General features: G+C 46.5%; 13 protein-coding genes. 7 read left to right on the top strand and 6 right to left on the bottom strand.

What is annotated here, in order from left to right:
- Positions 1 to 8: 8 nt before the first annotated feature.
- Both rpmE and FM037_RS01810 read right to left on the bottom strand, forming a co-directional pair.
- Positions 9 to 221, bottom strand: coding sequence for a 50S ribosomal protein L31 (gene rpmE, locus FM037_RS01815; protein WP_005500300.1), 213 nt, complete (start codon positions 219 to 221; stop codon positions 9 to 11).
- Positions 222 to 473: 252 nt separating this feature from the next.
- The gene (locus FM037_RS01810; RefSeq protein ID WP_144044592.1) at positions 474 to 1,256 is read right to left on the bottom strand and encodes a LysM peptidoglycan-binding domain-containing protein; all 783 of its coding nucleotides are present in this window, start codon (positions 1,254 to 1,256) and stop codon (positions 474 to 476) included.
- A 108-nt stretch (positions 1,257 to 1,364) separates the two neighbouring features.
- Here FM037_RS01810 and priA point away from each other — a divergent pair, with 108 nt between their 5' ends.
- From priA to FM037_RS01780, 6 genes are all read left to right on the top strand, one after another.
- Entirely contained in the window at positions 1,365 to 3,560 is a 2,196-nt protein-coding gene (priA, locus tag FM037_RS01805) for a primosomal protein N' (protein ID WP_144044591.1), read from the top strand.
- A 135-nt stretch (positions 3,561 to 3,695) separates the two neighbouring features.
- Positions 3,696 to 5,441: an arginine--tRNA ligase gene (argS, locus tag FM037_RS01800; RefSeq protein ID WP_144044590.1), complete on the top strand. Its 1,746-nt coding sequence runs from the start codon at positions 3,696 to 3,698 to the stop codon at positions 5,439 to 5,441.
- 20 nt (positions 5,442 to 5,461) lie between these two features.
- Positions 5,462 to 6,049, top strand: coding sequence for an SPOR domain-containing protein (locus FM037_RS01795; protein WP_144044589.1), 588 nt, complete (start codon positions 5,462 to 5,464; stop codon positions 6,047 to 6,049).
- A 241-nt stretch (positions 6,050 to 6,290) separates the two neighbouring features.
- Positions 6,291 to 6,815: an ATP-dependent protease subunit HslV gene (gene hslV / locus FM037_RS01790; RefSeq protein WP_144044588.1), complete on the top strand. Its 525-nt coding sequence runs from the start codon at positions 6,291 to 6,293 to the stop codon at positions 6,813 to 6,815.
- A 77-nt stretch (positions 6,816 to 6,892) separates the two neighbouring features.
- Positions 6,893 to 8,218 (top strand): ATP-dependent protease ATPase subunit HslU, encoded by a 1,326-nt coding sequence (gene hslU / locus FM037_RS01785; protein ID WP_144044587.1) that lies wholly within the window; start codon positions 6,893 to 6,895, stop codon positions 8,216 to 8,218.
- A 65-nt stretch (positions 8,219 to 8,283) separates the two neighbouring features.
- Positions 8,284 to 8,679, top strand: coding sequence for a gamma-butyrobetaine hydroxylase-like domain-containing protein (locus FM037_RS01780; RefSeq protein WP_144044586.1), 396 nt, complete (start codon positions 8,284 to 8,286; stop codon positions 8,677 to 8,679).
- 159 nt (positions 8,680 to 8,838) lie between these two features.
- Here FM037_RS01780 and acnB read toward each other — a convergent pair whose 3' ends face one another.
- A complete protein-coding gene (gene acnB, locus FM037_RS01775; protein WP_144044585.1) occupies positions 8,839 to 11,436 on the bottom strand; it encodes a bifunctional aconitate hydratase 2/2-methylisocitrate dehydratase in 2,598 nt (865 codons plus the stop codon).
- A gap of 427 nt (positions 11,437 to 11,863) precedes the next feature.
- Between acnB and hxpB the strand changes: the two genes are divergently transcribed.
- Positions 11,864 to 12,529, top strand: coding sequence for a hexitol phosphatase HxpB (gene hxpB, locus FM037_RS01770; RefSeq protein WP_144044584.1), 666 nt, complete (start codon positions 11,864 to 11,866; stop codon positions 12,527 to 12,529).
- A gap of 101 nt (positions 12,530 to 12,630) precedes the next feature.
- Here the strand turns inward: hxpB and FM037_RS01765 are convergent, their stop codons facing one another.
- From FM037_RS01765 to FM037_RS01755, 3 genes are all read right to left on the bottom strand, one after another.
- Positions 12,631 to 14,685 (bottom strand): M13 family metallopeptidase, encoded by a 2,055-nt coding sequence (locus tag FM037_RS01765; protein ID WP_144044583.1) that lies wholly within the window; start codon positions 14,683 to 14,685, stop codon positions 12,631 to 12,633.
- 134 nt (positions 14,686 to 14,819) lie between these two features.
- Positions 14,820 to 17,042, bottom strand: a complete 2,223-nt coding sequence (locus FM037_RS01760; protein ID WP_144044582.1) for a patatin-like phospholipase family protein — start codon at positions 17,040 to 17,042, stop codon at positions 14,820 to 14,822.
- 104 nt (positions 17,043 to 17,146) lie between these two features.
- Positions 17,147 to 21,625 carry a bifunctional diguanylate cyclase/phosphodiesterase gene (locus FM037_RS01755; protein ID WP_144044581.1) on the bottom strand — a complete coding sequence of 1,493 codons (4,479 nt, stop codon included), beginning with the start codon at positions 21,623 to 21,625 and terminating at the stop codon, positions 17,147 to 17,149.
- Positions 21,626 to 21,720 lie beyond the last annotated feature (95 nt).

The following is a 21,720-nucleotide window of genomic DNA, read 5'->3' as shown; positions in this document are numbered from 1 at the left end:
AGTAAAAGTTACTTCTTACCAAGAGCACCGAAGCGCTTGTTGAACTTATCGATACGTCCACCAGTGTCCACAATTTTCTGTGTACCAGTGTAGAATGGGTGACATGCACCACATACGTCCAAGTGCAGTGACTTACCTGCAGTTGAATTTATCTTGATAACGTTACCACAAGTACAAGTTGCAGTGATTTCTGCATAATCAGGATGAATGCCTGTTTTCATTTGGATTACCTCAAGTTGAAGGCCATGTCGCTCTTCCAACCCGAAGTCGGACACCACATGCGGTTAATAGAATATTCAGGCGCAAAATACTACAGGGTTTTAAAAAATATGCAAGAGGCAAAACAAACCGCTTCACAATTGCATTCTATGTATGTGATTTTTCTCTAATCTTGTATTACCAGCAGGCACGCAGTGCCGTCCTCGAAGGCGCAGCCGCTCTAAAAGCCTAGCGTTCGTCTCGGCTCTATACGTCTATAACGCTTCAAACGTTTGCTTCGCCATCTTAGGGTTCGAATACTTGTCCCTCAATCCATGCGAAGGACAGCGCAATGAGGCATCTGCCCGCAGGCCACCGATTTCACCTTGGTTGAAAGCCTTTGGGTTTGCTTCAAAAATGGCAATCATGGCACCGTAGGTGCTTATTCCCCACTCTTTCCCATGTTCAGTCCCAATGCGCCAGAGTGTCATTTCAGGAGTGTAAGAGAGTGTGCAGGATTTATCGATCAATGTATCCCGATATTGTGCTGATTTTTTACCCTGAGTAGTGGGAAGCTGAGTCGACATCTGACTCATGGTTGCGATCTTATAGCTTGAACTCGGCGCTTTCGATGATCTGTTCTCGACACTTAGGTGAGTGGCCGAAGACTTGACGGCAAGTTCCTGTGGTAACTGCTGCCCCTTAAACAAGGTAAATACTTTCACATCTCGCCATTTGTTGACCCGATACTCTCTGATCACTAAGGTTGCGCTCGGATCCACTACGTCTTCGACACCTGTCACCAACAAGAGAAAATTATTGATAGGCTTAACCATTAGCCTTTCTTCACCACTCGTCTGGCGGACAACAAACTGCATCTTGTCCAAACTGGCATCCTGAGAAACGATATTTAATCTGAATTTTGGATAGCCACCTAAAATAAATTGCTGTTCATTGATACTTACGTGGGAAATTTGTGCATCAGCATAACCAACCCCGATGAAGGGAGCTGTGATAAAAAGGATCAAGCACAGTGTCACTTTTATAATTATTTTCATTGAGTTAATTCCTTTTCTATACCTATTGGCATTATATAACAGTAGCCCTAATCGATCAGCCTAGGTACACTGTTTTATTCTTTGCTCTTTGATTAAGCCTGTCTGTCTATGCCCCTGTTCGTTGAGGTTGCTCTTCCCGTTCCTATGCGACAAACCTTCAGTTATAACGTACCTGAATCTGTCACATCTGTGCCTAAAAAGGGCATGAGAGTCAAAGTTCCATTCGGTCGTCAGCAGTTAATAGGTCTAGTCACTAAAACTAGCGATACATGTAACTTAGCACCTAATCAAATAAAATCTATCCTTGAACTGCTAGATGACGAACCTTTACTGCCTGATTCTCTTTATAAACTCACTGCGTGGGCGGCTAGATATTATTTCTGTAGTTTAGGCCAAATGCTGTCTCAGGCCCTTCCCGTCGCACTCCGTAAAGGCGCCGAAGTTAGCGCTGAAACCACAACATTTTGGTCCATGACTGCCGCAGGAACGGCTGCCTCGTTGGACACGCTAAAACGAGCTCCGGCACAGAAGAAGGTGATGGAAGCGCTACTCGCAGCTGAGATGACTCAAGAAGAACTCACCAGTTTAGCCCTGAGTAAGTCGGCAATTAAGGCCTTACAAGATAAAGGCTGGATAGCTAAAGATGAGCGCAGGAACCAGATAGATCTCAGTTGGCGAGACAATCTTGAGCTAGGGGAAGAGCCATTGACGCTCAACCCCGAGCAGGCAATAGCAGTCGCGACCCTCAATCAGCAATCAGGCTACCACTGCACCTTGCTCGAAGGCATCACAGGCTCAGGCAAAACTGAAGTTTACCTCTCCTTACTCGAATCTGTACTCAAACAAGGAAAACAGGCACTAATACTAGTTCCTGAGATAGGCCTGACACCTCAAACCATCAGTCGCTTCAAGAGCCGCTTCAAAGTTAAGGTCGCGGTCATCCATTCAGGATTAACCGACAACCAAAGATTAGCGGCATGGCGTCAGGCAAAAACCGGCGAAGCCGCCATCATCATAGGTACACGCTCGGCGCTCTTCACCCCTATGGCTTATCCCGGGACGATAATTTTAGACGAGGAGCACGATTCAAGTTTTAAACAACAGGAAGGTGTCGGCTATCATGCTAGGGACCTGGCAGTCATGCGTGGGCATCTGGAGAAGATCCCTGTCTTACTCGGTACTGCAACGCCATCACTGGAGAGTCTGCAAAATGCACTCAGCGGACGCTACAAGCACCTCGAATTAGGCCAACGAGCGGGCAACGCCGAGAAAGTCCGTCAGGGCATTATCGACATCAGCAACCAGCCCCTGAAAACAGGTCTGTCCCATGCTCTGCTCAACGAGATGCGGATCCATTTAGATGCCGGTAACCAGGTGCTCCTGTTCCTCAATCGCAGAGGGTTTGCACCCGCCTTACTATGCCATGAATGTGGCCATCTCCATGAATGCGATCGCTGCGACGCCTTCTTTACCGTACATCAATCTCTGGGTGAGATTCGTTGCCATCATTGCGGCAATCATTACGCCATTCCACGTCAATGTCATAAGTGTGGCAGCACCATGTTGATGGGCCAAGGTGTCGGCACTGAGCAGCTCGCCGAGGCATTGGAAAAAGAGTTCCCTAAATATCCAGTGGTTCGCATCGATCGCGATACCACCAGCAGAAAAGGCGCACTCGAGGCCCACCTTAATGCTATCCATAAGGGGGAATATAAGATACTGGTGGGTACTCAGATGCTAGCTAAGGGCCACCATTTCCCAGACGTCACCTTAGTCGGCTTGCTCGATGTCGATGGCGCCCTGTTTAGTGCCGACTTCAGAGCACCGGAACGTTTCGGGCAACTCTATACCCAAGTTTCAGGACGAGCGGGACGTGCCAGAAAACCAGGCACAGTCCTGATGCAGACACATCAGGCCAATAACGCCATTTTACGTGAACTCATGCATAAAGGTTATGGCGAGTTTGCCAGAGCACAGCTTAATGAACGTAAACAAGCACTATTACCACCGGCCTGGCATATGCTGTTGATACGCGCCGAAGCCCATCAGGCCATAGATGCCGATAACTTTCTTTCCCAAGTGGCTCAATTTCTCCCCCAAAACGATGAGTCCGAAGTTATAGGTCCCATGCCAGCGCCTATGGACAAAAAAGCCGGGAAATTCCGCAGACACCTGATTTTTCAGACTAAATCAAGAAACCAACTGCAACAGGCATTCGAACATGCACAGCCTCAAATTGAAGCTCTGCCGCTGGCTAAGCGTTGTAAATGGAGCTTAGACAGAGATCCACAAGATCTGCTGTAGGCTAAATTAACCTGAATTAACATAAAAAAATGCAATTTAATTGCCTCAGAGGATAGCAATTGACCACCAGTAGCGGCTAAAATATGCGGTTATCCCTAAATCTTTTTATCATTAGTAAGTAGCAATTAAACGCCAATGAAATCACATATTCAATCTTTGCTCATCCAAGCCCTAGACGTCCTTAAACAACAGGGGATTATCCCTACTGATTTCGAAGCTCGAATTCAGGTGGACCGAACAAAAGATAAAACCCATGGTGATTTCGCTACCAACCTGGCAATGATGCTCACTAAGATTGCCCGCAAGAACCCAAGAGAGATAGCTCAGCTCATCATAGACAGCTTGCCTCAAGACAGCCAGGTGGAAAAAGTTGAGATCGCGGGTCCTGGATTTATCAACTTCTTCATCGATGAAGATGCCTTAGCGAATCAACTGATGGCAGCACTAAAGGATGACCACTTAGGCATCAGCCTACCAGAGCAGCAAACCATAGTCGTCGATTACTCTTCGCCAAATTTGGCCAAAGAGATGCATGTTGGCCACCTACGTTCGACCATCATAGGCGACAGTGTGGTACGTGCCCTGGAATTCCAAGGCCATAAGGTGATACGTCAAAACCATGTGGGTGACTGGGGAACTCAGTTCGGCATGCTACTGGCCTATATGGAAGAGTTACGCGCTAAAAATGGCGAGCAAGCTCAGATGGAGCTTTCCGATCTCGAAACCTTCTATCGCGCCGCGAAAGTACGTTTCGACGAGTCGGAAGAGTTTGCCGTTCGTGCCCGTAAACTTGTGGTGTCACTGCAATCAGGCGATGAATACTGTAACAAGCTGTGGCGTGAATTTAACGACATTTCCCTTAAACATTGCCATGACGTTTATACGCGTTTGGGCGTGAGCCTGACCCGTGAAGATGTGCGTGGTGAGAGTGCTTACAACGCAGAGCTGGCTGAAGTAGTTAAGGAATTAGATACACAAGGGCTCTTGTCTGAAAGTAATGGCGCTAAAGTCGTCTTTCAGGATGAGTTTAAGAATAAAGAAGGCGAGCCCCTACCCGTTATTATACAGAAAGCGGACGGTGGCTACCTGTATGCAACCAGTGATATGGCGGCGATGCGTTACCGCTCAAACGTGCTAAATGCAGACCGGGTGCTCTACTTTGTCGATCTACGCCAGGCACTACACTTCCAGCAAGTCTTTAAATTAGCCCGTAAGGCAAACTTTGTTCGTCCGGAACTCAGCCTAGAGCATATGGGCTTCGGTACCATGAACGGTGCAGACGGACGTCCATTTAAGACTCGCTCCGGTGGTGTGGTTAAATTAGTCGACCTTCTGAATGAAGCCGATACCCGTGCATTGGAACTGGTTCGTAGCAAGAATCCAGACATGGATCAGGCGGAACTAGAAAAGATAGCCAAAGTGGTCGGAATAAGCTCAGTCAAATATGCCGATCTATCTAAGAACCGCACCAGCGATTACATTTTCAGCTTCGAGCAGATGCTAAGCTTCGAAGGTAATACCGCACCTTACCTGCTTTATGCTTACACTCGTGTAGCCGGTATCTTTAAGCGTGCTGCAGATATAGACCTAAGCGATGCTAAGATCGTATTGGCACACGACAAAGAGAAAAATCTGGGCAATAAACTCGCGCAATTTGGTGAGGTTCTGTCTCGTATGGTAGCAAAGGGGCAACCCCATGCCATGTGCGCTTACCTATTTGAACTTGCCGGTGCCTTCTCTAGCTTCTATGAAGCCTGTCCGGTTCTGGCTGCAGAAACCGAAGAACAGAAGAAGAGCCGCATGCTAATTGCACAACTTACGGCTAAGACACTGAAACAAGGTCTCGAGCTACTTGGTATTGAAACCTTAGACCGCATGTAACCAGACGGTATTTCAATACTATGACAAATCGCGATTACGCTAATAGAAAGCCAGCCAGGAAAGGTAAGGCAAAACCCAAAACGATACGTAGAAAGAGTCAGGCGCCTGCGCCCAGACGCTTTCCGCTGGTTTTGTTGCTGGTGACCCTAGGCCTAATCACAGGCTTCGGTTACTTCCTCTGGACCATCAACAACAGTGCTGAAGAGCTTGATGAAACAAAGGCTCCTGTGGTTGAGCAAACTGATATCAAGCTCACTCAAAAGAAAGATCCTAAGGCTCTTCCTCCTAAGCCTGAAGAGAAATGGACCTATCAACAGGAACTGGTAAATAAGCAAGTTGAAGTCGATATTCCCGAGACCGCTGTCCAGACTCACCTCTATCAGATGCAATGTGGCTCTTTCAGGACCCAAGCTCAAGCTGAGCAGATGAAAGCGGTCATCGCCTTCCAGGGACTAGAATCCGACATTTCTAAAGTAAGAGGTACCACGGGTGACTGGTATAAGGTCAGCCTAGGTCCATACGAGCGCAAGCGTCAGGCCGAAAAACATAGACACATCTTACAGAAAGCTGGCATCAATGGCTGTTTCTTGATGTATGTGAAGAAGTAATAGCAAGCCTAATAAATATGCAGCCCGCAGCTAGATGAAACTTGGCAGAAAATGCTAAGACGACATACGCGGGCTATTTATAAGTCAGGCTATCGACCAGACAAAACTGACAAGGTGAACGTTACCTAGGCTATTTTCCTTTTTCCATACTTACTCCTTGATATTTCACTCACTCCCCCCCATATATTCTCTATCACCCGCTGATGCCATAGCAGCATCAGTTTGAGAAGAGGATTCATTCGTGACCACAATCGTATCAGTTCGCCGTAATAACCAAGTCGTCATAGCCGGAGATGGCCAAGTATCACTTGGTAATACCGTGATGAAAGGTAATGCCAGAAAAGTTCGTCGCCTTTATCATAACAAAGTCCTGGCAGGTTTTGCTGGCGGTACCGCCGATGCTTTTACCCTATTCGAACGCTTCGAAGCCAAGTTAGAGATGCATCAGGGACATCTGATGAAAGCCGCCGTTGAGATGGCAAAAGATTGGCGTAGCGATAAGATGCTACGTAAATTAGAGGCTCTTTTGGCCGTTGCCGATTCAGAGTGCTCGCTGATCATCACGGGTAATGGTGATGTAATACAGCCGGAAAATGATCTTATTGCTATCGGCTCGGGTGGCCCATTTGCCCAATCGGCGGCCACAGCTCTACTTGAAAATACCGAACTGACAGCAACTGAGATAGCAGAGAAGTCACTCACTATCGCTGGTGGTATCTGTGTGTTCACCAACCAGTTCAAAACTATCGAAGAATTAAATTACTGATCTCGAGTCGCATAGTTTCTATGACCAATGACAAGTAACGACTCCAGATTAAATGCTGAGATGCATGAGGAAAAAATATGTCTGAAATGACTCCACGTGAGATTGTCCATGAGTTAGACAGTCACATCATAGGCCAACAGAATGCCAAGCGCGCCGTGGCTATCGCACTGCGTAACCGCTGGCGTCGTATGCAACTCGATGCCGATCTGCGCCAGGAAGTGACCCCAAAAAATATCTTGATGATCGGCCCGACTGGTGTCGGTAAAACTGAAATTGCTCGCCGACTCGCTAAGCTAGCGAAGGCACCTTTTATCAAGGTTGAAGCCACCAAGTTCACCGAAGTGGGCTACGTAGGCAAAGAAGTTGAGCAGATTATCCGTGATCTCACCGATTCAGCCATCAAGCTGACTCGTGAAGAACATATGAAAAAGTGTAAGTTCAGGGCCGAAGAAGCCGCCGAAGAGCGAATTCTGGATGCTTTACTGCCTAAGCCTAAAGAGGATTGGGACAGTGAAACTAAAGATGACTCAGGCACACGCCAGATCTTTCGCAAGAAACTGCGTGAAGGTCAGCTGGACGATAAAGAGATAGAGATAGATGTTTCCGCACCTCAGGTTGGCATAGAGATAATGTCACCTCCAGGCATGGAAGAGATGACTAATCAGCTGCAAAGCATGTTCCAAAATATGGGGCCCGGTGCCAGTAAGCGTCGCAAGATGCCGATCAAGGAAGCTTACAAGCTAATGATCGAAGAGGAAGCGGCTAAACTCGTTAACCAAGAAGATCTGAAAGATCAGGCTATCGAACTCGTTGAGCAGCACGGCATCGTCTTCCTCGATGAGATCGATAAGATCTGTAGGCGCGGCGAAAGCTCGGGTCCAGATGTCTCACGAGAAGGTGTTCAACGTGATCTGCTGCCACTGGTAGAAGGTTGTACGGTTAACACTAAACACGGCATGGTTAAAACCGACCATATCTTGTTCATCGCCTCTGGTGCATTCCAGATGTCTAAACCATCGGATCTGATCCCTGAGCTTCAGGGCCGCTTACCTATCCGTGTTGAGCTGCAAGCTCTGACAGCCGATGACTTCAAACGTATCTTAACTGAGCCGCACGCGTCATTGACTGAGCAATACGTTGCCTTGATGGCAACCGAAGGCGTAAAAATCGAGTTTACCAAAGACGGTATCGATGCTATTGCCCAGGCAGCATGGCAGGTCAACGAACGCACAGAGAATATCGGTGCTCGTCGATTACATACTGTAATGGAACGCTTGATGGAAGAGCTATCCTATGGCGCCTCCGATAAGTCTGGCACTGAGTCTGTGATCGATGAAAAATACGTCAAAGACCATCTCGATGAGCTGGTACAAGATGAAGATCTAAGCCGCTTTATTCTATAATGTGCTTATAGGGCTTAGGCACTCAAACCTAGGCCCTGACTTTTTTTATACCACAGGCCAATATTATGACTTCTCCAGACTATAATCCGGTCGTTACCGCCCTCAAGCTTAAACGAAAATCTCGCCTGTTAGAGGTGACCTTTGATGACGGCAAGACCTATCAACTCAGTTGTGAGATGCTACGTGTCTATTCTCCCTCGGCCGAAGTCCACGGCCATGGCAATCCGGTACTCGTCACCCACAAGAAAAACGTCAATATCAAGGCCCTGGATCCCGTGGGAAACTACGCGGTCAAGATAACCTTCGACGATGGTCATAACACAGGCCTATTTTCCTGGAAGGTGTTATATGACCTCGCCACTCATCAGGTCGATTTGTGGGAGCAATACCTAGCCAGACTCAGAGCAGAAAAAGCCAGTCGTGAGCCCTTAATTGATATGGCAGTTAAGTATCATAATTAGTGTTAAGTCGAAAACAACACCCATAAAAAAAGCTAGATTCATATTAATGAATCTAGCTTTTTTGTTTAAGCTTTCACTATTTCTTGCAGCGAAAGGTCTTAGCAGGACCAAATACTCTCACTGAGCCTAGCGCTCAAGAGCACTAGGTCAGTGGTGAGTTTATACTGCCGACTGAAAGATGACTTCAGCCGCTTTTTCAGTATAAGACTGCATCTTATCGAAGTTCAGGTAACGATAGGTATCGGCCGCAGTCGCGTCCAACTCTTTCGCATAAGTCTGATATTCATCGGCAGAAGGCAGACGACCCAGCAGAGCCGCAACGGCAGCCAGTTCGGCAGAAGCCAGGTAAACATTAGCACCAGTACCTAGACGGTTAGGGAAGTTACGCGTTGAAGTCGAAACAACTGTGGCACCTTCGGCAACACGAGCCTGGTTACCCATACATAGAGAACAACCTGGGATCTCGATGCGAGCGCCTACACGACCGAATATGGCGTAGTAGCCCTCTTCGGTAAGCTGGTCACGATCCATCTTAGTCGGTGGCGCAATCCATAGACGTGTCGGCAAGGTAGTGGCAAACTTATCCAGCATCTTACCCGTAGCACGGAAGTGGCCAATGTTGGTCATACAAGAACCGACGAAGACTTCGTCAATCTTAGTGTCCTTAACGTCTGATAGCAGTACCGCATCATCAGGATCGTTTGGAGCACAAAGAATTGGCTCTTTAATGTCGCTCAAGTCAATTTCGATAACTGCCGCATATTCGGCATCGGCATCGGCTGCCAGCAACTCAGGGTTAGCTAACCAATCTTGCATCGCGATAATACGACGCTCGATAGTACGACGATCCCCATAACCTTCGGCAATCATCCACTTCAACATCACTATGTTGGAGTTTAGATATTCGATGATAGGCTCTTTGTCCAGCTTGATGCTACAACCTGCAGCACTACGCTCGGCTGAAGCGTCAGACAATTCAAATGCCTGCTCAACCTTCAAACTTTCAAGACCTTCAATCTCAAGCACTCGGCCGGAGAAGAAGTTAACTTTACCTTGCTTCTCTACGGTCAAGAGACCCATATCGATAGCTTTAAGCGGAATTGCGTGTACCAGATCACGTAGTGTGATACCCGGTTGCATTTCACCTTTGAAACGAACTAAGACGGACTCAGGCATATCCAGAGGCATAACGCCTGTCGCCGCGGCGAAAGCCACCAGACCTGAACCCGCAGGGAAAGAGATACCAATTGGGAAGCGAGTATGCGAATCACCACCTGTACCTACGGTATCAGGCAGCAACATACGATTTAACCAAGAGTGAATTACTCCATCACCAGGACGAAGAGACACACCGCCACGGTTCATGATGAAATCAGGAAGCGTATGGTGAGTGTTCACGTCGACAGGCTTAGGATAAGCCGCCGTGTGACAGAAAGACTGCATGGTCAGATCGGCACTGAAACCAAGACAAGCCAGATCTTTAAGCTCATCACGAGTCATAGGACCGGTAGTATCTTGCGAACCCACAGAAGTCATCTTAGGCTCACAGTATTGGCCCGGACGAATACCGGCAACACCACAGGCTTTACCAACCATCTTCTGAGCAAGCGTATAACCTTTGCCCGTATCGGCCACGTCTTTTGGTAATACAAAGACTGTTGAGTCCTCAAGCTTAAGCACTTCACGAGCACGAGCTGTAAGACCACGTCCGATGATCAATGGAATGCGGCCACCAGCGCGAACTTCATCCATCAAGACAGCAGTTTTGAGACTAAACTCGGAGATAACTTCATCGCTATCGTGACGCTTAACTAGGCCTTGGTATGGGTAGATATCGATAACATCGCCCATGTCCATCTTGGTCACATCTAGCTCTATCGGTAGAGCGCCGGCATCTTCCATGGTATTGAAGAAAATAGGAGCAATCTTACCACCCAGACAGAAACCACCAGCGCGCTTGTTAGGCACATTAGGGATATCATCACCCATAAACCATAGCACTGAGTTAGTTGCCGACTTACGTGAAGACCCTGTACCGACAACATCACCCACATAGACGAGTGGGAAACCTTTAGTCTTAAGTTGTTCGATCTCCTTGATTGGACCGATAGTGCCAGCCTCATCGGGTACGATACCGTCACGCGCATTCTTTAGCATAGCTAATGCATGCAAAGGAATATCGGGGCGAGACCAGGCATCCGGGGCCGGAGACAAGTCATCGGTGTTAGTTTCACCTGTGACTTTAAACACGGTGAGAGAGATCTTCTCTTCAAGCTTAGGACGATTCAGGAACCAATCGGCATCGGCCCATGCATGAACGACCTGCTTAGCAAACTCATTGCCTGCTTGCATCTTCTCAACCACATCGTGAAAAGAATCAAACATAAGCAAAGTTTTTGATAAAGCTTTAACAGCAAGTGGCGCCAGTGCTTCAACATCTAGCTGATCAATCAAGGGCTCGATGTTATAACCACCCTGCATGGTACCAAGCAGTTCAACGGCGTGTGCCGATGTCAGAATTGGCGATGTAACTTCACCTTTGGCCACAGCATCCAGGAACCCGGCTTTAACATAGGCGGCTTCATCTACTCCCGGTGGAATTCTGTTCTCAAGCAGGTCGAGGATAAATGCCTCTTCTCCCGCAGGTGGGTTCTTGAAGATTTCAACTAACTCGGCCACTTGATGGGCATCTAATGGCTTAGGGACTACGCCCTCTGAAGCACGTTCTGCGACGTGTTTACGATATGCTTCTAGCACGGCAACATTCCTCTTTGTTTGGCGTTCTAACAACGAAACTGCACTTCCTGATATTGAAAGCTGACAGTCCTGCAGGCTCGACCTTTTTCTCACGACTTTTTTCTGGTGATTATTATACTATAGCTAAGCAAAAGTTTGAATCAGATCACACTCTTATCAGTCATCACCGAACCAAATAACCATGCCCATACCATGGTTACTAGCTTAGTTAATCTATAAATACCGCGAATAACATCAGTAAGCCCCAACACAAAAAAGCTAACACATTGAACCTTATAAGGTTAAATAAAGACCTAACAGTATCTATCTCCCCACACATTGGGTTTTAAGGTAAAAAACACTCAATAAATTATAGGTGATTTCCCAAGAAACTGACGAAAAATAGGGGTACTATTCATGCTAGTTATAACGAATATATTGGAGCACTATGACCTCACCTAAGTTAAAAGCCATCATTTTCGACATGGATGGCGTCTTGATCGATTCTGAACCCAGCTGGCAAGAAGCTGAATTTCAGACCATGAAACTCTTAGGGCTACCTATATGTTATGAGGACACACTTCAAACGACGGGGTTGAGAATCGATCAGGTCGTCGGCTACTGGTATCAGAGATTCCCCTGGGATAATTATGACAATAAACACACGGCTAACACCATAGTCAATCAGGTTGTGAGCGCGATTACGACTAGTGGCCAAGCCATGACAGGTGTAGAGAGTGCACTCGTATATTGCCGGGATAATGACTATAAGATAGGTTTAGCCACCTCCTCGTCGAGCCCAATCATAGAGGCTGTTTTAAACAAGCTCAACATAGCTCACTATTTCGATGCTATAGAGTCCGCCGAGCATCTTGCCTATGGCAAACCTCATCCAGAAGTGTACCTGAAGTGTGCCAAGGCCCTAGGTCTTGAGCCTATGACTTGTGTCGCCATAGAAGACTCCTTCAATGGCCTGGTTGCCGCGAGGGCCGCCAATATGCAGACCATAGCAATACCGGCTGTAGAACAACAAGATGAGCCCAAATGGATCATCGCCCACCAGCAGCTCAGAGACCTGACAGAATTGCCGGAATACCTAGGTGCTAGTTCCTAGCGTATAAATAAAAAGCCCACCAAATTGGCGGGCTAAAAATTTTCAGACTCTGCTCCCTCTCAAACCACGAAGTGGTATCAATAGAGTGCGTAGCAGATCTATTACCAGATCTTGACGCGATCTTCCGGTACTAAGAACATCTTATCACCCTCTTTCACATCGAAGGCCTGATAGAATGCTGGAATGTTACGCGGTGTGCCCATGGCGCGGAAGTGACTCGGTGAGTGAGAATCTGTCATCAGGCGACGACCCAACTCCTCGTCACGATAGTTACGACGCCACACCTGAGACCAACCAATGAATAAGCGCTGCTCGCCAGTTAAGCCATCGATAACCGGTGACGGTTTTCCATTTAGGCTCAGATGATAAGCACGAGCCGCAACGGTCAAACCACCCAGATCGCCAATATTCTCACCCAGAGTTAAGTCACCATTTACGTTTTTCCCCGGCAGTGCCTCATAACCCGCATATTGGGCCGAAAGTTGAGCAGCACGTTTCTGGAATTCGGCGCGATCGGCATCGGTCCACCAATCTCTCAGATTGCCATCCCCATCATACTTAGCACCTTGATCATCGAAACCATGACTGATCTCATGACCGATAACTGCACCTATGCCGCCGAAATTCACCGCATCATCGGCATCCATATTGAAAAAAGGAGGCTGTAGGATAGCTGCTGGGAATACGATCTCATTCATCACAGGATTATAGTAAGCATTTACCGTCTGCGGTGTCATGTGCCACTCGGTGCGATCGATAGGCTTACCCAGTTTATCGAGCATGGTCTTATACTCGAACTCAGCATAGCCTTGATAGTTACCCACCAGCTGATCCGCTTTTATCTTGAGATCTGTGTAGTCTTTCCACTTATCCGGGTAACCTATCTTATAGGTAAACTTAGCGAGTTTCTCTTGAGCCGCAACCTTGGTCTCGGGAGACATCCATTCGAGTTCATTGATGCTGACCTCGAAGCCTTTAATCAAGTCTTTAATCAAACCTTCCATTCTCTGTTTAGCTTCAGGCTTAAAGTACTGCTTAACGTACTCTTTACCCACGAGCTCTCCGATCACTTGATCGGATGCATCCACAGCCCTCTTCCAGCGCGGCTTCTGCTCTTCGATGCCCATCAGGGTTTTACTATGAAAATCGAAGTAAAGATCGACGAAGTTTTTACTCAGTAGTTCGGCATAGCTGTCTACCAGATGAAAAGCCAGGTAGTCCTGCCACTGGGCCACTGAGAAATGAGTAAACTCGGCACCGAACTTCTCAAAATAGGAAGGCTGACGCACGATCACTTCGGTAACTTTAGCTATATTGGCACTGGCAGCAAACTGCACAAAGTCGAAGTTAGTAACCTTAGACTGCAGCTCGGCTCTATCCATCTTGTTATAGCTCTTATTGGCATCACGGGACTCGACACGACTCCACTGACTCTGAGCAATAAACATCTCAATTTGGGCGACACTGTCTGCGACTCGCTCAGCATCTTTGCTACCAGCTTGGACCATGATATCTATAACATAGGCATTCAAGGCGGCTCGATTCGCGACAAACTTATCATCATCTTTAAGGTAATAATCACGATCCGGCAGAGTCAGACCCGATTGATACAAATAGACCGCATACTGAGTCGAATTTTTAGCATCATTGTTAACGTAGAAACCAAAAGGAATCTGCACACCACTGACAAGCAAGCTTCCCATCAGGCTGGCGATATCGTCATGATCTTTTGCCAGCGCGATATCCCCAAGCTGATTGCTTAGGGGGCTGTTCCCTAGTTTTTCGATGACATCGGTGTTCATGTAGCTGGCATAAAAGTCACCGACTTTCTGCTCACTGGAGCCTTCGGCTTTATTCGGCTTAGCCGCAGTTTCATCGATAATTTTCTTCAACGCATTTTGGCTCCGCTCATAAAGCACAGAGAAGGCACCGTAATTGGATTTATCCGCAGGGATAGGAGTGTTGGCAAGCCAATGTCCGTTAACGCTATAGTAGAAGTCATCTTGATGACGAACTGAGCTATCGAAATTTGCCTTCTCTACACCTGATACCTTGGCTGCTTGTTGTACTACAGGTGTCGTAGGTTCGTTACTACTACATGCTGCCAGGCCTAAGCTTAAGGCTATGCCTACTGCCAATTTACTTACTCTCTTCATTTTCATCCCCGATTTATCCTTTTGAGAATAGTGGCCTGCTATCTTCAAGCCTGCTATAAATTATCCCATGACACCCTATCATCGTAGGATTTAACGCAACAGCCAATATTTGTAATCTGGTATTAACGCACTATTTACCAATTCTTACCTATAAACAGGAATATGGCCTTCTCGCCATCATCCGCCCAACCGAAACCAATTGCCGCTGGCCCCATGCTGGTATCGGTTCCAAAATACAGGCTACCGGAATAGATGAGATCATCCAGATCCACATGTTCTCTTAACTTCCAGACATTACCCGCCTCGATACTCGCTCCCAAATAGAGAGGGTAATCTGTCATGCCCAGCACATCCCTGCCTAGATCATATTGATACACGAATGCACCGAAAATCTTATGGGGTCCAACCAAGGCATTTTTATGGTAACCGGAAAGATTCAAGAATCCACCGAGTTCAGACACATGTAGGCTAAAGCCTTGCTCCATATCCACAGTGGCCAGTGAAGCAATACCAACAAATGCATGGTTACCCAAACTCAATGCCCCGCGCCAATCCAATTCAAGTTGAATAGAATACTCTTCGTGTCCACCTAACTCCGAAAAGGAAATATTTGGGTTATTTTCTTTTCGATAGTAGGCATCAAAAGTAAAGCGATTACCCGATGTAGGGAAGTTGATGCTATCTAAATCGTCATAACCAAACTTAAAATACCCACCATAGGAATTGTATTCTAAATCCTCAAAAAATAATCCATTCTCCAAATCACCTGTTTCACCGGTAATCCCAAGTTCAATCATGCCCTCTTTGACATAGTTATACCCAATTCCGATATCGGCGCGGTACTGCTTCTGTTTAAGTTGCAGTATTCTGGAGTTGGCATCGAAGAACTCCCAGTCTTTAATCTCATAGCCCACTTTGGCCCGGCTATAGAAGGCCTGATCGTAATCCAGAGGTTGATAAAATTCGGTTGAGATCAGCTTTTCATAACCTAACTTAAGTTCATTGCGCCATTCACCGCCGGTATCGGTCAAATCGGTCAAGGTATAAGCCAGATCGAATGAGACGGCCGAGTCCAGAGAAAAATCATCTTCCCAGCTAAAGCCCAACTGGAAATAATTTGGCCCCCATGATTTAGCATGGGTATTGAGGGTCAATACTCTGCCTTGGTCGGTATCGATAAACTCTGCATTGACGCGCTCAAATTTATCCAACGAGTAAATAGCGGCGATTCCCTCTGCCAGTCTCTCTTGAGTGACAACATCTCCCTCTTCAATATCTAAGGTCTCTCTCAATAGAGACTCACTGACTTTCGACTCATTGTCGAACACAATATTAACTATGGGATGATCGATATCATCGAGCCATTGACGGCTCAACTGCTTCTTTCTGGCTAAATAAGCTTCAAACTCCTCTTCACCGATACTCAAGCCTTGTAGACTTATCAAATGCTCAAGCGCCGCCTGTTTACCTAATGAGAAAGCCTCAGGCATAATGGTAAAGTCTGTGGTACTCATATCCCCAACATCGGGACGGATAAGAATATCGTCTTGCGTCAATAACAGCTTTTGTCTATCGGTACTGGCATTAGTCAGCATGGTTGAGAGCTGATTGAGCACGGCAATAGTACTGGTTAACTCCTCTTTCTTCACCAAGGATGAACCTATATCCACGGCAATGATGATGTCCGCCCCCATGGCTTTGACGACATCCACGGGCATGTTATTGCCAATACCGCCATCTATTAGTAGTTTTCCCTCATATTCCACAGGCTGAAGCGCACCGGGTACAGTCGCCGATGCCTGCATCGCCTTGACTATGCTGCCATTTGCAATAACCACAGCATTGCTTGTTTCCAGATCTGTCGCCACGGCGCGATAGGGAATGGCAAGCTCATCGAAATGGCCAAATTGATTCACTAAGCCAGTTGAACGTTGCAACAACTGCGACATGGTTTGCCCTCGCAACAGCCCATTAGGCACTTTAACTTCATCATCGCTATAACCCATGTTTAGCGGAAGGTTAAACCTATCTCTCTGCTGCTTGTTACGGTAACTCAAAGACTGCCTTGGAATGGTATCTGAATAACCATCCGACCAGGTCTCATTGAGCATGATCTTCTCAATTTCTGTGGCGCTATAACCAAGAGCATACATACCGGCGACATAGGCTCCTATGCTGGTTCCGGCAATATAGTCGACAGGAATACGATTCTCTTCCAATATTTTAAGTACACCAATATGTGCGGCACCTTTAGCCCCTCCACCACTGAGAACCAGGCCAATTTTAGGACGCACCTCGTCGGAGAATACCGAAAAACTTAGAGAGAGCATGAGAAATAAGGTGAGTAAACGTATCATATTCATTTTCTTTAATTATTGGTTACACTTGGCGCAGTTATTCTAACAAAAACTTAGCAAAAAGTTTAAGTGCAAATCAAAGGCGTTTCAGCTTAGTAATTCTATCAATCTGCAGATGAGTTTTTATCGGAAAATAGGCTCGAGTTATCCATATAAGACTCCATCTCGGTCACAGTTAAGGGCTTGGAAAAATAATATCCCTGGATCACATAGCAACCGCGACTAAAGACCTGTTCAAGCTGCTCCTTAGTCTCCACACCTTCGGCAACAACATTTAACTTTAGGTTCCTGGCAAGCTCTATAATACTGCTAGCTATGGCTTGGTCAGCTTCATTGGTCGCGATATCGATAAGGAATGAGCGATCAATTTTTAAGGTATCCACATCGAAATGGCGTAAATAGGCTAATGAGGAGTAACCTGTACCGAAATCATCGATAGCCACATCTATCCCAAGCGCTCTGAGCTCTAATAGATGCTCCTTAGCAATATCCAACTCCTTCATCAACACGCCTTCGGTAATTTCAAAACCTAGCAAGTGTGGATCTAGCCCGGTCTCTTCTAAGATTTTTTTAACACCTTCGATAAAATCAGGCTGACGAAAATGGACCGCCGAGATGTTCACAGATAATTTAAAGGGCTCATCATAGGACTGAGACCAGATTGCACCTTGTATGCAGGCCTGATGTAACACCCAACGATCGATATCGACAATCAAGCCACAAGACTCTGCCACCTTGATAAAGATATCGGTGCGGACCAGGCCATCTTTATGGTGACGCCATCTCAATAGCGCCTCCATACCGATCAACTTATCTCCCTTGAGAATATCGACCTGAGGCTGGTAATGAAGCTCAAACTCATCTCTCTCTATTGCCTTACGAAGCTCGGCTTCTAATCTAAGATGATACAAGGCCTCTAAATTACGTTCGGAAGAGAAGTACTGAAAGTTACCACGGCCTTCATCTTTGGCGTGATACATGGCCTGATCGGCATTTTTGATCAGCACCTCAGCTTGTCTGGCATCATCGGGCCATAAGCTCACCCCTATGCTGGTAGATATAAAAAACTCACGACCATAGAGCTCAAAAGGAGTCTCGATCTGCTCGAGTAATTGAGCACAGATATGATTTATCGTATCTAAATTTGAGGCATCTCTTAATAAGATAACAAATTCATCGCCGCCAAAACGACATAAGGTGTGCTCTTCAGTGATACACGACTGTAGACGATTGGCAGCCTCGACCAGCAAGGCATCTCCCATGCTATGACCATATGAGTCATTGACGTGTTTAAATCTATCCAGGTCGAGGAATATCAGTGCTAATTTTTCACCACTGTGCTCTGCACGATGTATCGACTGAGCCAACCGAGTTGAAAATAGAGAGCGGTTTGGAAGACCCGTTAGCACATCATAATTTGCCAGGCGCCTGAGATCTGCCTCGGTGCGTTTACGCTCGGTTATGTCGGAAAATACGGCAACATAGTGGGTGATGTTGCCCTTGCTTCCCAACATCGCCGAGACGTTAAGCCAGACCGGGCATGAGCCGCCTTGTTCACATAGAAACTCTCTCTCACCTGTCCAGGTGACGCCCTGCTGCAAAAGGTAAACAATTTCATCCGTTCTCCCCTCTTTAGCTAAGATTAGCTCAGAGAAAAACTTACCATTTAGCAGCTTATCCGATGCACCCACTATGGTTTGAGCGGCTTTATTAGACACCTTAATTCGCTCAGCCGCATCCATAATCAGCACCCCTTCGGAGGTGTTACCGAATGCCTGAGCCAGCAGTTTTACATCATCTTCGAGCTGACGCTGTAGGGTGATATCTGAATAAATACCCGCAACCCTTAATATCCGGCCCGACTCCGCATCCACTTCGACTGGTCGCCCCCTGACTCTGGTCCACCCCCAGCTCTTATCCTCACGGCGATAGCGATACTCAACATCGAAACGGTCATTCGAGCCTTTAAGCATACTCTCCCATGCATTCACGACCTTGTCTCTATCTTCCCTATGAATGGGAAAATCCTCTAACCTAAGTATTCTATTGCCTCTATCATCTTCTTTCTCTGCCCGCTGATTCTCCAGGCTAAACATCTGGGAATCCTGCCGCCACTCCCAGAGTTCAGAATCACTGCCCTTCAGAGACTGCCTGAGCCTCTCTTCGCTCTCGACCAATGCCGTGTTGATCAGTTTAAATGCCTTAACTTGCCTCTGACGATACAAGATAACTCCGACGCAGATACACAACAGGGTTATTAACAGCAGACTCTTAACCCAGGTCCTCTGCCACCAGTATTGCTTCACTGAAAAACTAAAACTATACGGTTTGGCAGACCAGATCCCATTCTCCTGGCTCAGGATCTCTAAGGTATATTTCCCAGACTCTAAGCCAGTGATATTGAGCTGAGACTGGCCATCGAGAAGTAAATATTTAGCTTGGGTAATGTCTCCTTTTCGTTTCAGGCGATACTGCAGAGTCATGGGCGTACCATCGAGATAATCCAGGCTGGTTATCTGAAAGCTGAGCATTCTTGCACCGGGTTTTATAATTGTTTCATCTTGTGGGATAAGATCAATTTGCACTCCCTCATCATAGAAAACAGATACCGCCTCCAGAAATACACCGTCGCGCTGAATTCGATTAGATAAACTGTCGACATCGAGCAGCATAGCGCCATCAGGCGTGCCGACATAAAGTCCCTCGCCGGGAGCATAGAAGAATGCACCATCATTGAGTTCACCCCCTAACAAGCCATCATCATGACCCAGGACCATGATATCCCGTGTCGATTTGGAATATCTCAGCAGCGACTTTGGGCAGCCAATTAACCTGTGATCGGCAGTATCCTGAATGAAATAGACGGATGAACAATCAATTTCCCATTCTTTATTTAATTCTCTGGCGTCATCCGAACTCAATGAGTATTCGATCAAACCTTTTGGTGATGTTCCCAACCAAAATGTATCCGAGTCAACTTGCTCGATATAGTTGATTTCCGTTTCACTGCTGCCATCACTAAACTTGTCGAGTTTGGAATGGAACTCGCCTTCATGATCCAGATAGCCAAATAGCTCGGTGCCACCTAGCCACAGCTTTCCTGCCTCATCCCTGATAACCGATTTGATATCTACCACTCTCGGGTTGAGACCCCCGATGAAAACTGGCATGGGTTGAGGATTAAAAAGCCCCGGCTCCCAGAAATATAGCCCTGTGGAGGTCATAAACCACCAACGGCCTTGAATTAAGGGGTCATCATAAGTGGCATAAACGATCTTATGTTCCAGTGAATTCTCGCCATGAGTCCACTGTGCAAACCTTTGGGCCGTAAAAGAGGCTTTGTTCACCACAAACAGACCATTGGTGGTCGCTAATAAAAGATGCGCTGCGTCCAGACTCTCAACGCTATAAATACTATCGTTTACCTCTAAACCCTGAGGGAATAAGGTGGAAGATGTTTGAGCTAGCTTATCTATCAATAGCAAGCCATTATCGGTACCAAACCAAACTCGACTCCCCTCCCCATAAGTCCCCCAAATCATCTCATTACTCATGGAGTATGGTGGCTTAGCGGTAAAGGTATCGAGTAAGAAATCAGGCTCGCTTGTGACTATGGCCAGGCCCTCTCCGGCGCCTCCGACCCAAATCAATCCAGACTCATCTATTTCAATATCATAGATATAATCCATGTCTGCATTTTGTTTAAGTTGCTCTTTATATAAAAGGTACTCAGTGTCTCCCGGCTTCCATTTGATCAATCCTACTCTTCCGGATATCCAAAAACTGCCCTCGTTATCTTCGGCAATATTGGTGGCATAAAAGGAGAGAGCCTCGACAGCTTCAATTTTGAGAGTGTCAGCATAGACTCTATATACTCCTTCACTCGAACTCAGCCAAATTCGCCCCTGAGAATCTTTAAATAACTGCTTCATCAAGCCGTTTTCCTCTCCCCAGGGAAAAACAGCAATTCTCAGACCTTGGCTATCTCTCAGCTGTAACTCGTATTCTGTGCCGACTATGATGCGGCCATCATCTAAGGCGACTAAATTACCCCAAGGTATATCTGCATTAGTCGGGAGAAAATTGATCCGTTCGAGTAAGGCCTTTTCGTAGGAATATTGGAGTAATTCACCATCTAAGGTCAGAAAAATAAAATGATCACCTTGCTTCACTTGAGCGATAATCCCACCGCCCTTATAGTCAGGAAAAAGTGACTCGCTACCGAAACGAACAAACGTATTCTGCAACATATCGTACAGGTAAGTATCTGAATAATTACTGACGAGCAGATGCTGCTCGCTCAGCGGCTCAACCATATTGATATATTCACCGGAAAGTCTGAGATCGAACGCCTCTTTATCAATGCGTCTTATCTTAGAGTTACTTAATCGAAATAGCCCTTGCTCTGTAGCCACCCATACGAAGCCATAGGAGTCGAAGCTAATATCGTTTATTGTGCCAGTTTCTAAACCTTCAGTTTCCCCAAAGACACGCATAACAAAATCACTTGCAGCAACGGGAGTCAGGCAAGTGCTGATGAGTAGAAGTAAGAAGGCTATTTTTATAATTTTAGTTAATAGCATTAGCGATTAGCACTATTCATACAAATTGGTATCGGGTCCACTTTATTATAATACTTACTTTGAATGTATCAGTTCATTAAAGCTAATACACCTGC

The organism is Shewanella psychropiezotolerans, assembly GCF_007197555.1.
Taxonomy (GTDB): domain Bacteria; phylum Pseudomonadota; class Gammaproteobacteria; order Enterobacterales; family Shewanellaceae; genus Shewanella; species Shewanella psychropiezotolerans.
The sequence above is the reverse complement of the archived record's forward strand: the minus strand, read 5'-3'. Positions and strand labels throughout refer to the sequence as shown.

Bases quoted from the DNA above. Each gene is read 5' to 3' on its own strand.
- argS (WP_144044590.1), top strand. From the start codon at position 3,696: ATGAAATCACATATTCAATCTTTGCTCATCCAAGCCCTAGACGTCCTT.
- hslU (WP_144044587.1), top strand. From the start codon at position 6,893: ATGTCTGAAATGACTCCACGTGAGATTGTCCATGAGTTAGACAGTCAC.
- FM037_RS01795 (WP_144044589.1), top strand. From the start codon at position 5,462: ATGACAAATCGCGATTACGCTAATAGAAAGCCAGCCAGGAAAGGTAAG.
- FM037_RS01765 (WP_144044583.1), bottom strand. From the start codon at position 14,685: ATGAAGAGAGTAAGTAAATTGGCAGTAGGCATAGCCTTAAGCTTAGGC.
- FM037_RS01760 (WP_144044582.1), bottom strand. From the start codon at position 17,042: ATGATACGTTTACTCACCTTATTTCTCATGCTCTCTCTAAGTTTTTCG.
- FM037_RS01810 (WP_144044592.1), bottom strand. From the start codon at position 1,256: ATGAAAATAATTATAAAAGTGACACTGTGCTTGATCCTTTTTATCACA.
- priA (WP_144044591.1), top strand. From the start codon at position 1,365: ATGCCCCTGTTCGTTGAGGTTGCTCTTCCCGTTCCTATGCGACAAACC.
- FM037_RS01755 (WP_144044581.1), bottom strand. From the start codon at position 21,625: ATGCTATTAACTAAAATTATAAAAATAGCCTTCTTACTTCTACTCATC.
- hxpB (WP_144044584.1), top strand. From the start codon at position 11,864: ATGACCTCACCTAAGTTAAAAGCCATCATTTTCGACATGGATGGCGTC.
- rpmE (WP_005500300.1), bottom strand. From the start codon at position 221: ATGAAAACAGGCATTCATCCTGATTATGCAGAAATCACTGCAACTTGT.
- FM037_RS01780 (WP_144044586.1), top strand. From the start codon at position 8,284: ATGACTTCTCCAGACTATAATCCGGTCGTTACCGCCCTCAAGCTTAAA.